At 73.9% G+C, this 13,836-nt stretch carries 10 protein-coding genes; 8 read left to right on the top strand and 2 right to left on the bottom strand.

Annotation, left to right across the window (positions count from 1 at the left end):
• The first annotated feature begins 117 nt into the window (after positions 1-117).
• The 5 genes from lysA to ACZ6W9_RS18485 all read left to right on the top strand — a co-directional run bounded on the left by lysA (position 118) and on the right by ACZ6W9_RS18485 (position 7,231).
• The gene (gene lysA, locus ACZ6W9_RS18505; protein WP_389964572.1) at positions 118-1,500 is read left to right on the top strand and encodes a diaminopimelate decarboxylase; all 1,383 of its coding nucleotides are present in this window, start codon (positions 118-120) and stop codon (positions 1,498-1,500) included.
• A 34-nt stretch (positions 1,501-1,534) separates the two neighbouring features.
• Positions 1,535-2,827: a homoserine dehydrogenase gene (locus ACZ6W9_RS18500; protein ID WP_389964575.1), complete on the top strand. Its 1,293-nt coding sequence runs from the start codon at positions 1,535-1,537 to the stop codon at positions 2,825-2,827.
• An 83-nt stretch (positions 2,828-2,910) separates the two neighbouring features.
• Positions 2,911-3,903 (top strand): polysaccharide deacetylase family protein, encoded by a 993-nt coding sequence (locus ACZ6W9_RS18495; RefSeq protein ID WP_389964578.1) that lies wholly within the window; start codon positions 2,911-2,913, stop codon positions 3,901-3,903.
• Positions 3,904-4,025: 122 nt separating this feature from the next.
• Positions 4,026-5,336, top strand: coding sequence for a glycosyltransferase family 2 protein (locus tag ACZ6W9_RS18490; RefSeq protein WP_389964582.1), 1,311 nt, complete (start codon positions 4,026-4,028; stop codon positions 5,334-5,336).
• On the top strand, positions 5,333-7,231 hold the full coding sequence (locus ACZ6W9_RS18485) for a glycosyltransferase (protein ID WP_389964585.1): 1,899 nt from the start codon (positions 5,333-5,335) through the stop codon (positions 7,229-7,231). Before ACZ6W9_RS18490 ends, ACZ6W9_RS18485 begins: the two co-directional genes overlap by 4 nt.
• Here ACZ6W9_RS18485 and ACZ6W9_RS18480 read toward each other — a convergent pair.
• Positions 7,215-8,012, bottom strand: coding sequence for an SAM-dependent methyltransferase (locus ACZ6W9_RS18480; RefSeq protein ID WP_389964588.1), 798 nt, complete (start codon positions 8,010-8,012; stop codon positions 7,215-7,217). The genes ACZ6W9_RS18485 and ACZ6W9_RS18480 overlap by 17 nt on opposite strands.
• A 94-nt stretch (positions 8,013-8,106) precedes the next feature.
• Between ACZ6W9_RS18480 and ACZ6W9_RS18475 the strand changes: the two genes are divergently transcribed.
• Positions 8,107-9,435 carry an MFS transporter gene (locus tag ACZ6W9_RS18475; protein WP_389964591.1) on the top strand — a complete coding sequence of 443 codons (1,329 nt, stop codon included), beginning with the start codon at positions 8,107-8,109 and terminating at the stop codon, positions 9,433-9,435.
• Positions 9,436-9,547: 112 nt separating this feature from the next.
• On the opposite strand, the gene ACZ6W9_RS18470 is transcribed toward ACZ6W9_RS18475, so the two are convergent.
• Entirely contained in the window at positions 9,548-11,173 is a 1,626-nt protein-coding gene (locus ACZ6W9_RS18470) for a glycosyltransferase (RefSeq protein WP_389964594.1), read from the bottom strand.
• A 210-nt stretch (positions 11,174-11,383) separates the two neighbouring features.
• On the opposite strand from ACZ6W9_RS18470, the gene thrC reads away from it, so the two are divergent.
• Both thrC and thrB read left to right on the top strand, forming a co-directional pair.
• A complete protein-coding gene (thrC, locus tag ACZ6W9_RS18465) occupies positions 11,384-12,442 on the top strand; it encodes a threonine synthase (RefSeq protein ID WP_470118749.1) in 1,059 nt (352 codons plus the stop codon).
• A gap of 59 nt (positions 12,443-12,501) precedes the next feature.
• Complete coding sequence (gene thrB, locus ACZ6W9_RS18460; RefSeq protein ID WP_389964600.1) at positions 12,502-13,446, top strand: homoserine kinase; 945 nt, start codon at positions 12,502-12,504, stop codon at positions 13,444-13,446.
• Positions 13,447-13,836 lie beyond the last annotated feature (390 nt).

Below are 13,836 nucleotides of genomic sequence, written 5' to 3'. Positions count from 1 at the left end.
AAAATATCGCGTCTCGGGTGTGAAACACGTGAAAACTTCATGCCATTGGGGAGGACGGCGTCTCGACAGGTGGTCATCCGTCTCATCGGCGCCGCCGGGTCCGATAGCCTCGATCGGGTGAGTCGATTCGCCCATCCCGCCGGTGACCGGCACGCCGAGGTGCTGCCCGAGGAGCGCCCTCCGCACGCGCCCGCCGACCTCAACGGACTCGATCCCCAGATCTGGCCGCGAACGGCCGGCCGTGACGGCGGCGCCGTCACGATCGGCGGCGCCGACGTCAGGGACCTGGTCGCCGAGCACGGCACCCCTCTCTACGTGGTGGACGAGGAGGACTTCCGCTCCCGGTGCCGCGACTACCGCGAGGCGTTCGCCGGCGGCGACGTCCACTACGCCGGCAAGGCGTTCCTGTGCCGCGAGACGGCCCGCTGGATCATGCAGGAGGGGCTGGGCCTCGACGTGTGCAGCGCCGGCGAGCTGGCCGTCGCGCTGAGCGTCGGCTTCCCGCCCGAGCGGATCACGATGCACGGCAACAACAAGTCGCTCGCCGAGCTGGAGCGGGCCGTCGAGGCCGGCGTCGGGCACATCGTGGCCGACTCCTTCGAGGAGATCGCCCGCCTGGGCTTCCTCGCCGAGCGGCACGGCACGCGCCCCCGGGTGATGATCCGCGTCACCGTGGGCGTCGAGGCGCACACCCACGAGTTCATCGCCACCGCCCACGACGACCAGAAGTTCGGCTTCTCCCTCAGCAGCGGCGCCGCGGCCGAGGCGGCCCGCCGCGTCCTGGCCCTGCCCCAGCTGGAGCTCGTCGGCCTGCACTCCCACATCGGCTCGCAGATCACCGACACGGCCGGGTTCGAGGTCGCCGCGCGGCGGCTGGCCACGCTCCTGGTGCAGATCAAGGAGGAGCACGGCGTCGTCCTGCCCGAGCTCGACCTCGGCGGCGGCTACGGCATCCCCTACGTCGAGGGCGACACCGCGCCCGACGTCAAGGTGATCGCCGACGGCCTGCGGGAGATCGTCGCCAGGGTGGCCGAGTCCGCCGGTCTGCCGGTGCCCCGGCTGACCGTCGAGCCGGGCCGCGGCATCGCCGGCCGCGCGGGCGTCACGCTCTACGAGGTCGGCACGATCAAGGACGTCGAGGGACTGCGCACCTACGTCAGCGTCGACGGCGGCATGAGCGACAACATCCGCACGGCCCTGTACGGTGCCGAGTACACCGCGCGCCTGGCCTCCAGGGAGAGCGACGCGGAGCCGATGCTCTCGCGCCTGGTGGGCAAGCACTGCGAGAGCGGCGACATGGTGATCCGCGACCTGTGGCTGCCGGCCGACCTCGCCACCGGCGACCTGGTCGCGGTGGCCGGCACCGGCGCCTACTGCCGGTCGCTGGCCAACAACTACAACTACCTCCCCAAGCCCGCCGTGGTGGCGGTCAGGGGCGGGGAGTCCCGGGTGATCGTCCGCCGGGAGACCGAGGAAGACCTGCTGAGGGGCCAGCTGTGAGGGCGGCCGTGAGCGAGATGGGTGGTGCGGGCGCATGGCTCTGAAAGTCGCCCTCCTCGGGTGCGGCGTCGTCGGCTCGCAGGTGATCCGGTTGATGCACGAGCAGGCGGACGACCTCGCCGCGCGCATCGGGGCCCCGCTCGAACTCGCCGGGGTGGCCGTGCGGCGGCTCGGCCGCAGGCGGGACATCGAGGTCGATCCCGCCCTGCTGACCACCGACGCCGAGGCGCTGGCCGCCCGGGACGACGTCGACATCGTCGTCGAGGTGATCGGCGGCATCGAGCCGGCCAGGTCCCTCATCCTGTCGGCCCTGAAAGGCGGCAGGTCGGTCGTCACGGCCAACAAGGCGCTGCTCGCCGAGGACGGCGCGACCGTCCACGCCGCGGCGCGGGCCAACGGCGCCGACCTCTACTTCGAGGCGGCCGTCGCCGGGGCCATCCCGCTGATCCGCCCGCTGCGCGAGTCGCTGGCGGGCGACCGCGTCCACCGGGTGATGGGCATCGTCAACGGCACCACCAACTACATCCTCGACAAGATGGACTCCACCGGGGCGTCGTTCTCCGACGCGCTGGAGGAGGCCCAGGCCCTGGGGTACGCCGAGGCCGACCCCACCGCCGACGTGGAGGGCTTCGACGCCGCCGCCAAGGCCGCGATCCTCGCGAAGATCGCCTTCCACAGCCGCGTGACGGCCGCGGACGTCCACCGCGAGGGCATCACCGAGATCACCGCGGCCGACGTGGCCGGCGCCAGAGCCATGGGATACGTCATCAAGCTGCTGGCGATCTGCGCCCGCTCCGACGACGGCCGCTCCTTCGGCGTGCGGGTCCACCCCGCCATGATCCCCAGGTCGCACCCGCTGGCCGGGGTCCGCGAGGCGTACAACGCGGTCTTCGTGGAGGCGGAGTCCGCCGGCCGGCTCATGTTCTACGGCGCGGGCGCCGGCGGCGCCCCGACGGCGAGCGCCGTGCTGGGCGACATCGTGGCCGTGGCGCGCAACCGCCTGGCCGGCACCCGCGGCCCCGAGGAGTCCACCTACGCCGACCTGGCGGTGCACCCCATGGGCGAGACGGTCACGAGATACCACGTCTCCCTGGACGTCGCCGACAAGCCGGGCGTACTCGCCCGGGTCGCCGACATGTTCGCCAAACAGGACGTCTCCATCCAGACCGTTCGCCAGGAGGGGCACGGCGACGACGCCCAGCTCGTCCTCGTCACCCACCGCGCCGACGACGCCGCCCTCTCGGCCACCATCCAGGGGCTGCGCGAGATGGACATCGTCCGCGACGTGGTGAGCGTCATGCGCGTCGAGGGCGAGGACATCGCCTGACCCGGAGCCGTCCCGGCGATTCCGCCGGGACGGTTCGGTGACCCCGCGTGTGCCGGTGATCACCGGCTTGTACCGTGGTGTGTATGACTCCCTCCGCCGCCCGCAGGGCCGTGCCCGCCGACAGGACCGCCCGCCGGACACGGCCGCCCGCGACGGCCGTCCTGGCGGTGCTTCTCACGGCGTTCCTGACGGCCCTTCCGGTGGCGTTCCCGGGTGCGGCCCGGGCGGACGGACGGGAGGGCCCCGGGGCCGCCGGGCACCGTACGGCCGGAGGGGCCGGCGCGGAGGCCGCCGGCGCCCGTGCGGCGGGGGCATCCGGAACCCGGGCGGCGGGGGCGGCCGGAGGCCGGGCGCCGAAACGGGCCAAGGCGATCGTCTCGCTCACCTTCGACGACGGCGACGCCACCCACCCGGCCGTCGCCCGCATGCTGGAGCGGCACGGCATGCGCGGCACCTTCTACGTCAACACCGGCACCGTCGGGCACGAGCGGAAGCTGACCCGCCGCGGGCTCGCCGCGATCGCCCGTGCGGGCCACGAGATCGGCGGCCACACGCTGACGCATCTCCGCCTGCCCGAGCTGACCGTCGCCGAGCAGCGCGCCCAGATCTGCGACGACCGCCGGAAGCTGGTCTCCTGGGGATACCGGCCCGTCACGCTCGCCTACCCCTTCGGCTCGGTGGACGCCCGCGCCGAGGCCGCGGCCCGCCGGTGCGGCTACGACGCGGCCCGCGACGTCGGCGGGCTCCGCGAGTTCCCGTGCCCGGCCTGTCCGGCGGCGGAGAGCCTGCCCCCCAGGGACCGGCACGCGATCCGCACGGCGGGCTCGGCGGGCCCGGACACGCCGCTTCGGCGCCTGAAGCAGCAGGTCTTCGACGCCGAGAAGATCGGCGGGGTCCTGCCGCTGGTCTTCCACCGGGTCTGCGAGGACTGCGGCGACTACTCGGTGTCGCCGAAGCTGCTGGAGGACTTCCTCGGCTGGCTGGCGACCCGGAAGTCCCACGGCACGGTCGTCCGGCCCCTGGGGGAGGCGGTCGGCGCCCGCTACCGTCCGCTGCCGCCCTCCGCCGCACGATGAGCGGCCCGCCTGACCTCTCGGCGCGCCTCGGGCAGGGAGGACGCGGACGTCTCCATGCCGAAGACCAGGCCGGATGGGACATTTCGTGAAAAATGGCCTTTCGTCATCGCTATCCTTCGCTGGTGCCCGTTCAGCCTTCCCCCTCCCAGGCCGTCCCCGAGCCCTCCGCCCCGAACCCCGCCGAGACGGGCCCCGCCGAGGCGGACTCCGCCGAGACAGGGCCGGGTGAGACAGGGCCGGGTGAGACGGGTCCCGAGGAGACCGGTTCCGCTGAGAGCGGTCCCGCGACCCCCGAGGGCTTCAAACGCGCCGCCGACGGCCCCGTGGCCGAGCTGGTGTGGGACGGCCGGCACTGGACCGCCGACGGCGAGCCGCTCGGCGAGCGCCCGAGCGCCGCGGAGGTCGCCCGCCTGCGGCCGCTGCGGGGCCTGGCCGTACGGTGGCCCGCCGAACCCGCCCCGGCCGGCGCGGTCGCCGGGCTGGCCGCGGCCGGGGTGCCGCTGCACGCCGCCGTCTCGCCGGGCTGGGTCGAGCCCGGCCTGGCCCGGCTGCTCGCGGCCTGGACGCCCGAGGACGACCCCGGCGGGCCCCGCTCGGTGACCGCGCTGCGCCGCGAGGAGCACAGCGTGCGGCTGCGCCGCCACGTACTGCGCGGCCCGGCCTCCGGGACGGCGGGGGCCACCGTGAACGGGGCCGGGGCCGGGGCCGTGAACGGGGCCGGGACGGCGGCGGTCACGACACCGAAGGTCAGCGTCGTGATGTCCAGCATGCGGCCGCACCACCTCGGCCAGGCGCTCGCCCAGATCGCCCGCCAGCGGGAGATCGAGGTCGAGGTCCTGCTCGCCCTGCACGGCGTACCGGCCGGGCACGAGGCGGTACGGCGGGCCCTGGCCGCCTGCGAGGTGCCGGTGACGGTCGTCGAGGCCGCCGCCGACGTCCCCTTCGGGACGGCTCTCAACACGGCCGCCCTGCTGGCCGGCGGCGACCACATCGCAAAATGGGACGACGACGACTGGTACGGGCCCGAGCACCTGGCCGACCTGCTCATGGCGCGGTCCTACTCCGGCGCCGACATCGTGGGCACCGCCGCCGAGTTCTTCTATCTGGAGCCGCTGGACGCCACCGTCCGCCGCACCGACTACACCGGCGAGATCTGGTCCGACCACGTGGCGGGCGGCACGATCCTGCTCGACCGGGACCGGTTCATCGAGACCGGCGGTTTCCCCGCCCTGCCGAGCGGGGTGGACGCGGCCTTCCTCAAGGCCGCCCACGCCGCCGGGGCGCGCGTGTACCGCACCCACGGCCTCGGCTACGTGCTCCGGCGCTCGGTACGGGCCCAGCACACCTGGCGGCTCCCGCTCGCCCACTTCCTGCGCGTCGCGTCCGGTCAGTGGCGCGGCTTCCGCCCGAGCCTGCTCCTGGAAGCGTCATGACAGCACGGATCCCCGGCAACGACCACCGCGTCCTCACCCCTCCGGAGCTCGGAGGCTGGTCGCCCTCGCTGCGGGTCAGCGTGGTCGTGCCCGCCTACGGCGGTCAGGAGAAGCTCGACCTGGTGCTCGCCGGGCTGGCCGGGCAGAGCTACCCGGCCGGGCTGACCGAGGTCATCGTGGTGGACAACGGCAGCGACCCGCCACTGCGCCTGCCCGCGCTCCGGCCGCCGGGCACGAAGCTGATCACCTGCCCGGTCCCCGGCCGCCCGCACGCCCGCAACGCCGGGCTCGCGGCCGCCACCGGCGACGTGATCCACTGGCTCGACTCGGACGTGGTCCTCGACCGCCGGTCGATCGAGGCGCACATGCGCTGGCACCACGCGGCGCCGTACCTCGTGGTGACCGGCCAGCTGCGTTTCACCCCCGCCGAGCCGCCCACGCCGGAGGCGGTGGCCGCCGCCGGTGACCTGGCGGAGCTGTTCGAGCCCGCCGAGCCGCACGCCTGGCTGGTGGACCTGATCGAGCGCACCGGCGGTCTCACCGACAACCCGCACCGCGCGTTCAGCCTGCACGTGGGCGGCGCCACCTCGGTGAACGCCTCGCTGCTCGCGGCGGCCGGGCCGATGGACACCGGCCTCATCCTCGGCCAGGACACCGAGATGGGCTACCGGCTCGCCCAGGCGGGCGCGGTCTTCGTGCCCGAGCCGCTGGCCAGGGCCTTCCATCTCGGCCCCACCATGCGGATGCGCGGCAAGGCGCCGATCGACCGGGTGAGCCACGCGTTCGTGGCCGACCGGATCCCGTCCTACCGCTGGCTGCGCTCCCACCCGGCGCGGCAGTGGAAGGTGCCCTACCTGGAGGTGGTCGTCGAGGCCGGTGGGCGGGCGGGCTACGACGAGGTCCGCGCCACGGTCGACGCCGTCCTCGCAGGCACCCTCCCCGACGTCGAGGTCACCGTCGTCGGTCCCTGGGACCGCGTCGCCGCCGAGGGCCGCGCGCCGCTGCGGAACCCGGACCTGGAGAAGGCACTCGTCCGCGGCCACTACGCCCACGAGGGACGGGTGCGCTTCGCCCTCGCCGCTCCCGGGGCGGCCCGCGTGACCGTGCCGTACCGGGAGGAGGCCGCGCCGCGTCGCGGGGAGGCCGTGCCGTACCCGGGGGAGGGGGAGCCGGGATCGGTGACGGCGGTGCCGTACCGGCTGCGGCTGCCCGCGGGCTGGACACCGGACGAGGACACCCTGGCACGCCTGCTCGACCTGGCCGTCGAGGGCGAGTACGGCCTGGTCTCCGTGCTCCTGGCCGAGGAGGCCGGGACCGCCGGGGAGACAGCCGGGGAGACAGGGGAGACCGGAGACGCCGGGGAGACAGAGGAGACCGGAGACGCCGGGAACACAGACGGGGCCCGGACCGCCGGGACCGCCGGGACCGCAGCCGGTGCCGGGAACACGGGGGGTGCCGGGGGCGCGGGGCTGGTGACGGCCCGGCTGGAGCGCACCGCCGCGTTCGCCCGCGCCGCGATCGTCGCGGACGACGGCGAGGACCTCGACGACGCCGTGGACGACGTCTACGGGGTCATCTGGGTGGACGGCGAGACCTACGGGTTCGCCGCCGGGCCGCGGCGGATCACCGGACGCCGGAGCGCCTACCGGGCCCGTACCGAGGCGCGCGCGGAGGCCGACCGCCTCGCCAAGGAGACCGAACGGCTCCGCGGCGAGGTCGCCCGGTGGCGGGAGGAGTCGGGCCGCTGGCGCAAGAACGCCGTCGAGCTGCGGCGCGAGGTCGGCGGGCTGCGCAAGGAGCTGGCGGCGGCCCGGAAGGAACTGGCCGCCGCCAGGAAGGTGATGCAGCTCGGCCTGCTGTCGTCGGTCAGGCGGGCGCTCACACGCCGCCGGTGACGATCCCGACCCCGCCGAGGAAGTAGTCGCCGATCCCCCGGTAGGGCACCTCGGTGCCCGGTTCGGGACGCCACTCGGGAAGGTTGACGATGCCCGGCTCCACCACGTCGAAGCCGTCGAACATGCGGACGATCTCCTCGCCGGTCCGGGCGACGAAGGGCGCGGACGCCCGGTCGTAGGCCTGGGTGACGGCGCCGGCGGCCTGCGGCCGGGCGTCGATCGCCACGTGCGACATGATCAGGTGGCTGCCGGGCGCCATGGCCTCGCGCAGCGTGGCGATGATGCCCAGCGGGTCCTCCGCGTCCGGGACGAAGTGCAGGACCGACAGCAGCAGGACCGCGACCGGCCGGTCGAAGTCGATCGCGGCCAGCACGTCCGGGTCGGAGAGGATCTCGCGGGGGCGGCGCAGGTCGCCCTCGGCGATCGTCACCCGGTCGTCCTTGCCGAGGATCGCCCTGCCGTGGACCAGGACGGTCGGGTCGTTGTCCACGTAGACGACCCGGGCGTCCCGGGCGACCTGGTGCACGTTGTCCTGGGTCGGCAGGCCCGCCCCGAGGTCGAGGAACTGGTCGATGCCGGAGGCGGCGGAGAAGGCGACGGCGCGGCCCAGGAACGCGCGGTTGAACCGGGTGCTGTGCCGGATCTCCGGGACCGCGGCCAGGGCCCGTTCCGCGGCCTCCCGGTCGGCGGGGAAGTTGTCCTTGCCGCCCAGGTAGTAGTCGTACATGCGGGCGACGTTGGGAACGTCCACGCGGATGCCCTTGGGTATCTGGTCGGTCACGAGCCGCTCCCCCCGGGAGGTTCTTCCGAAATGCCGTGATCATATCGGTGGGAAGGCCCTGGAGAAGCGCCCCGGTAACTGACAAGATCGCCGCATGGCCGTCTCCTCCCCGCGCCGGGTCCTTGGCCTCCAGCTCGCCGACGGCATCGGCCGCGGCAACATGTGGGCCTTCCTGTTCCTGGCGTTCACCTCGACCATGGTGATCTCCTTCCTTCCCGCGGCGCAGCCGTACGTGCTGAAGGGCGTCCTCGGCGTCTCCGGGGACGACACGGGGAAGATCGTCGGATTGCTCGGCTCCGCCGCCGAGATCGCGATGATCGCCAGCCTGGCCTGGTACGGGGCGCTGGCCGACCGGTTCGGCCGCCGGCCGATCGTGGTCATCGGGTTCACGCTGTGCGCGCTGGGCGCCGGGCTGTTCCCGTTCGCCGGGAACACCGGGGCGCTGGTGGCGCTGCGGGTGGTCTTCGCCCTGGGCGTGGCCGCGCTGAACGGCATGCTCTCCACGCTGGCCGTCGACTACGTCCGCGACCGCTCCCGGGGGAAGTCCTACGGCCTGGTCGGCCTGTTCAGCGGGCTCGGCGCGATGGTCGCGGTGCTCGCGCTGGTCCGCCTGCCCCAGGCACTGGAGGAGGGCGGCGCGGAGCCGGTCACCGCCGCCCGCCTGTCGTTCCTGCTCGTCGCCGTCGCGGTCCTCGGCGTCGCCGTGCTGATGTGGTTCACCCTGTCCGCCGCGCGGGTCAGCGAGAGCGCCGCGCGCGTCCCGCTCACCCGCCTGGTCCGCGAGGGCGTGACGCTGGCCCGCGACCCCGGGGTGGCGCTGTCCTACGCGGCGGGGTTCGTCGCCCGCGCCGACCTCGCGGTGGTCGCCGGCTTCCTGTCGCTGTGGATCACCGACCACGCCACGAGGGAGCACGGCATGTCGGCCGCCGAGGCGCTGGCCCGCGCCGGGGCGGTGGTCGGCGTCGCGCAGACCGTCGCCATGCTCGGGGCGCCGCTGTTCGGCTGGCTGGGCGACCGGATGCGCCGCCAGGACGTGCTCATCCTCGCCCAGGCGGTCGCGGCCGTCTCCTACCTGTCCACGTTGCTGGTCGACGACCCGCTGGGGGCCGGGATGATGCCGGTGGCGGTGCTCGTCGGGCTGGGGGAGATCGCCGCCATCACCACCGCGGGCCCGCTCCTGGCCGAGCGGGTCCCGGCCGCCGTGCGCGGATCGGCCTACGGCGTGCAGACGCTCTGCGGGGCCGTGGGCATCCTGGTGGTCTCCTCGCTCGGCGGCGCGCTGTACGACTCCTGGCGGCCCGCCGCGCCGTTCGTGATCTCGGGGGTGTGCGGCCTGCTCGTCGTCGCCTTCGGCCTGGTCGTACGGCGGCGCCTCGGGGCGCCGTCCGCCGGGTTTGAGGACGTGCCCGCCGCCGCCCGCTGATCCGGCCCGCCGTCGCCCGTCGGTCCGCCAGCCATCAGCCGGCTGTCAGCCGTAGGTCGTCGGCGGACCGGTCGCCGGAGGGACGTGTCGGCGGGCGGGTGCGCCGGGCGGGTCAGTCGGGGCGCAGGGTCGAGCGCAGCACGGAGCGCCAGTTCCGCCGGGCCGCCGCGGACGCCGCCCGTCCGGGGACACGAGCGGACGGCCGGGCGCCGGAGGACGCCGACTTCGGCGCCTCCGCCGCCTTCTCGGGCCGGGCGGCCTGGGCCGTCTTCTCCGCCCGCGCTGTTTTCTCCGCTTCGTCCGTCTGCGTCGTCCGCACCGTCTGTGCCGCCTTCTGCGTCCTCCGAGCCTTCGAGGGCCAGAAGTCCGCCCGGACGCCGTGCCGTACGCCGTGGGTCGCCTCGATCGAGGCGGTGACGTCGGCGGCGCCCAGCAGCAGCGCCCGGCCCAGGGCCTCGGTCCGCACCAGCGTCGCCGGGCCGTCCTCGCCGAGGTCCGCCACGAGCATGCCGGACCGGTCGTCCTGCATCGCGGCGATCATCCGCTCCAGCGAGTCGCGGGCGGGCGGCGCCGAGAGCGGGCCCGTGTAGCGGAACGGGATCGGCGCGGGCGTCGCGGAGACCTCGTCGGCCAGCCGTATCCGCCGGTCGTGGGCGAAGTGCTCGCGCAGCAGTCGCAGTTCGAAGAGGGGGTCGTCCGGCCCCGGCCGATCCTCCGACAGCTTCGACCAGGGGGCGACCAGGGTGACCGCCACGTCGGGCAGCGACCCGGACAGCGCCGCGCCCACCGCCGCCCGGACCCGCCCGGGGTCCGGGTCCGCTCCGAGGCGGTACACGATCTCCACGTACGGCACCAGCCACTGGCGGCCCGGGTCCTTGCGCAGGTCGCGGCGGAGCGGCACGCGCTGGGCGAGGTAGGGCGCGACCGTGCGGACCGCCCGTTCGCGGTCGAGGCGCTGCGCGGGGATGCCCAGGTGCACCGCCTGCGCCTCCATGTCGGGCACGAACACCACGCCGTGTGCGGCGAGCCGGTAGGCGAACTCGGTGTCCTCGCCGCGCAGGACCGCCGGATCGAACCCGCCGACGGCGTGGAAGACCTCCCGCCGCAGCGACACCGTGGGACCGGTGCACACGTGGTAGGGGTTGCGGCTGGTCCGCAGGCCGTTCGTGCGGGCGATCGTCTGCTCGGTGGAGCTGGCCTGCGCCGCCGACAGGTCGAAGACCTCCCCGAGCGAGCCGGCCCGCACGGCGTCGTGCACCTCGCCGGGGGACAGGACGGGCTCCTCCACGAACCGCTTCGCGCCGATGGCGACGACGTATCCGGCCAGGTGGTGCCAGCGCGCCAGCGCCTCGATGTGCTCGCGGCAGACGACCATGTCGGAGTCGAGGCGCTGGACGATCTCGCCCCCGGCGCGGGCGGCACCGGTGTTGACCGCGTGCGCGATGCCCCAGCCGCCGGGGGCGGCCCGCTCGATCCTGGCGCCCGGCGGCGCGAGCTCCGGCAACCGCAGCGGGGGGTCGCTGCCGTCGTCCACCACGATCACCTCCATGAGGTGGGCGGGGTAGCTCTGCGCGGCCAGGGCGGCCAGGGCGAGGTCCAGGCGGTGCTGGCCGCCGCGGGCCGGGATGACCACGCTGACCGGCAGGGACGGCTCCCACGAGCCGAGCGCGGGCGGGGCCAGGGGAGAGTGGTCGTTGTGCCGGATCGGTGGCGGCCCGGCCGCTGCTCCATCCGTCATCCGAGAATGCCCCTTGTCTGCGTCGCCGCTTGTCAAGTTCGCGCCGACCCTACCCGGGCAGCCTGAGGGTTTCCTGTACGAGCCTTCGGAATCGGACGGATTCGTCCCACCTGGTGGACGGTGAATCCCGCCGCGCGGGCGGTTGCCCGTAGACTCGTGCCAACACCGCAGGTAGCGCGCGTGGTGTCGCCACGCGCGAGAGGAGCAATCATGACCAGGGCGTGGCGTGGCCTGATCGAGGAGTACCGTGACCGGCTTCCGGTGACCGCTGCGACGCCCGTCGTCACGCTTCTGGAGGGCGGCACGCCGCTCGTCCCCGCCCCCCGGCTGTCGGCACTGACCGGCTGCGACGTCCACCTGAAGGTCGAGGGCGCGAACCCGACCGGCAGTTTCAAGGACCGCGGCATGACCATGGCCATCAGCAAGGCCGTCGAGGCCGGAGCCAAGGCCGTCATCTGCGCCTCCACCGGCAACACCAGCGCCTCCGCCGCGGCCTACGCCGTACGTGCGGGCCTGACCTGCGCCGTGCTGGTGCCGCGCGGGAAGATCGCGATGGGCAAGCTGGCCCAGGCGCTGGTCCACGGGGCCAGGCTGCTCCAGGTCGAGGGCTCCTTCGACGACTGCCTGGAGATGACCAGGAAGCTCTCGGAGAGCTACCCGATCGCGCTGGTCAACTCGGTGAACCCGTTCCGGCTCCAGGGGCAGAAGACCGCCGCCTTCGAGATCGTGGACGCCCTGGGCGACGCGCCCGACATCCACTGCATCCCGGTGGGCAACGCCGGCAACATCTCCGCCTACTGGATGGGCTACACCGAGTACGCCGCCGACGGCGTCGCGACCCGTACGCCGCGCATGTTCGGCTTCCAGGCCAGCGGGGCCGCGCCGATCGTCAACGGCGCGCCGGTCTCCCACCCGCACACCATCGCCACCGCGATCCGCATCGGCAACCCCGCCTCCTGGCACCTCGCCGAGGCGGCCCGCGACGAGTCCGGCGGCCTCATCGACGCCGTCACCGACCGGCGGATCGCCGCCGCCTACAAGCTCCTGGCCCAGGAGGAGGGCGTGTTCGTCGAGCTGGCCTCGGCCGCCAGCGTGGCGGGCCTCCTCCAGGCCCACGAGCGGGGACTCGTCGCCCCGGGGCAGCGCGTCGTCTGCACGGTGACCGGAAACGGCCTGAAGGACCCCGACTGGGCCATCTCCGGCGCGCCCGCCCCCGTCACGATCCCGATCGACGCCCACGCCGCAGCCACAGCCCTGGAACTCGCCTGACACGTGACGCCGGCGTGGGTCGTCCGTGAGCGGGTCCGGGCCGCCACACGAGGAGACCAATGATCACTGTTCCCCGCGGGAAGGCCGTCGTCAGGGTTCCCGCGACGAGCGCCAACCTGGGCCCCGGATTCGACTCGCTCGGGCTGGCGCTCGCCCTGCACGACGAGGTCGAGGTCGAGATCGGGGCGACGGGCGGGCTGAGCGTCGAGGTCACCGGCGAGGGCGCCGGGCAGGTCGGCGCGGGTGAGGACCACCTGGTCGTCAGGTCGATGCGCGCGGCCTTCGACCTCTTCGGCGCCAAGCAGCCGGACGCGGTCCGGATGGTCTGCCGTAACCGCATCCCGCACGGGCGCGGCCTCGGTTCCTCCTCCGCGGCGATCTGCGCCGGCATCGTGGCGGCGCGTGCCCTGGCCTTCCCCGCCTCCCCGGACGGCGGCGGGGACGCGCCGTCGGAGGACGCCCTGCTGATCCTGGCCACCGAGATCGAGGGGCACCCCGACAACGTGGCGCCCTGCCTGGCCGGAGGGCTGACCGTCGCGTGGACGGAACAGTCCGGAGTTCCGCGTATGGTGAAACTGACCGTCCACCCCGAGGTCCGGCCCGTGGTCCTCGTTCCGGGGCACCGGCTGTCCACCGAGGTCGCCCGGGGTCTGCTTCCCGCGCAGGTGCCGCACGCCGACGCCGCCGCGAACGCCGCCCGGACCGCCCTGCTGGTGGCGGCTCTGACCGCCAGACCGGAGCGCGGGCTTCTGCTGGCCGCCACCGAGGACCGTCTGCACCAGGGTTACCGCGCGCCTGCGATGCCCCTGACAGCGGATCTGGTACAACGTCTGCGCGGGCTCGGCGTCCCCGCGGTCGTCTCGGGGGCCGGTCCCACGATCCTTGCGTTTTCCACGGGGGATACGCAGGATTTGATCGCACCGGAAGTGGGTAATGATTGGCACATCCAGTCACTGGATGTCGAAACCCACGGTGCCGGCGTGGTCTCTGCCGAGACACGCTGATGCCTCTTCGACCTTCAGGGAATAGCTGTGTGCGCTGGTGATGTTAGGCTGGTAGCCGCACCAGGTGTCCCCTTGTTGGGTGCGTGCTTGTCAGTCACACATCGCTGCACCACGACTCACCTTGTGAGGCGTGAGCGCCGCAGTGGCCTCCCCGAATCCGTCGCCTCCGAATGCTCCATATTCGGATGGGGCAACGCGAGGCGGCGTTTGAGGAGACATGCTCGTTCGAATTACCTCGACATCTGGTTGCCGGTAGCGATCCGGGGGGTGTCCTCCAAGCCCCACCGTCGGCGAATCTCGATGGTGACGGCAAGGATGTGCCCTTCCCCGACAGTGGCGGCGGCCTTCACCGGCCGTCGAGGATCGCGACGTGCAACCCGACCCGGTCTG

Source organism: Streptosporangium sp. NPDC053982 (assembly GCF_055585205.1).
This window is presented reverse-complemented; position numbering and strand designations above follow the sequence as displayed.

What these genes read in the sequence shown, in the direction of transcription:
- ACZ6W9_RS18500 (WP_389964575.1), top strand. Translation starts at nt 1,535, where the DNA reads ATGGCTCTGAAAGTCGCCCTCCTCGGGTGCGGCGTCGTCGGCTCGCAG.
- ACZ6W9_RS18495 (WP_389964578.1), top strand. Translation starts at nt 2,911, where the DNA reads ATGACTCCCTCCGCCGCCCGCAGGGCCGTGCCCGCCGACAGGACCGCC.
- ACZ6W9_RS18485 (WP_389964585.1), top strand. Translation starts at nt 5,333, where the DNA reads ATGACAGCACGGATCCCCGGCAACGACCACCGCGTCCTCACCCCTCCG.
- ACZ6W9_RS18475 (WP_389964591.1), top strand. Translation starts at nt 8,107, where the DNA reads ATGGCCGTCTCCTCCCCGCGCCGGGTCCTTGGCCTCCAGCTCGCCGAC.
- ACZ6W9_RS18470 (WP_389964594.1), bottom strand. Translation starts at nt 11,173, where the DNA reads ATGACGGATGGAGCAGCGGCCGGGCCGCCACCGATCCGGCACAACGAC.
- thrC (WP_470118749.1), top strand. Translation starts at nt 11,384, where the DNA reads ATGACCAGGGCGTGGCGTGGCCTGATCGAGGAGTACCGTGACCGGCTT.
- thrB (WP_389964600.1), top strand. Translation starts at nt 12,502, where the DNA reads ATGATCACTGTTCCCCGCGGGAAGGCCGTCGTCAGGGTTCCCGCGACG.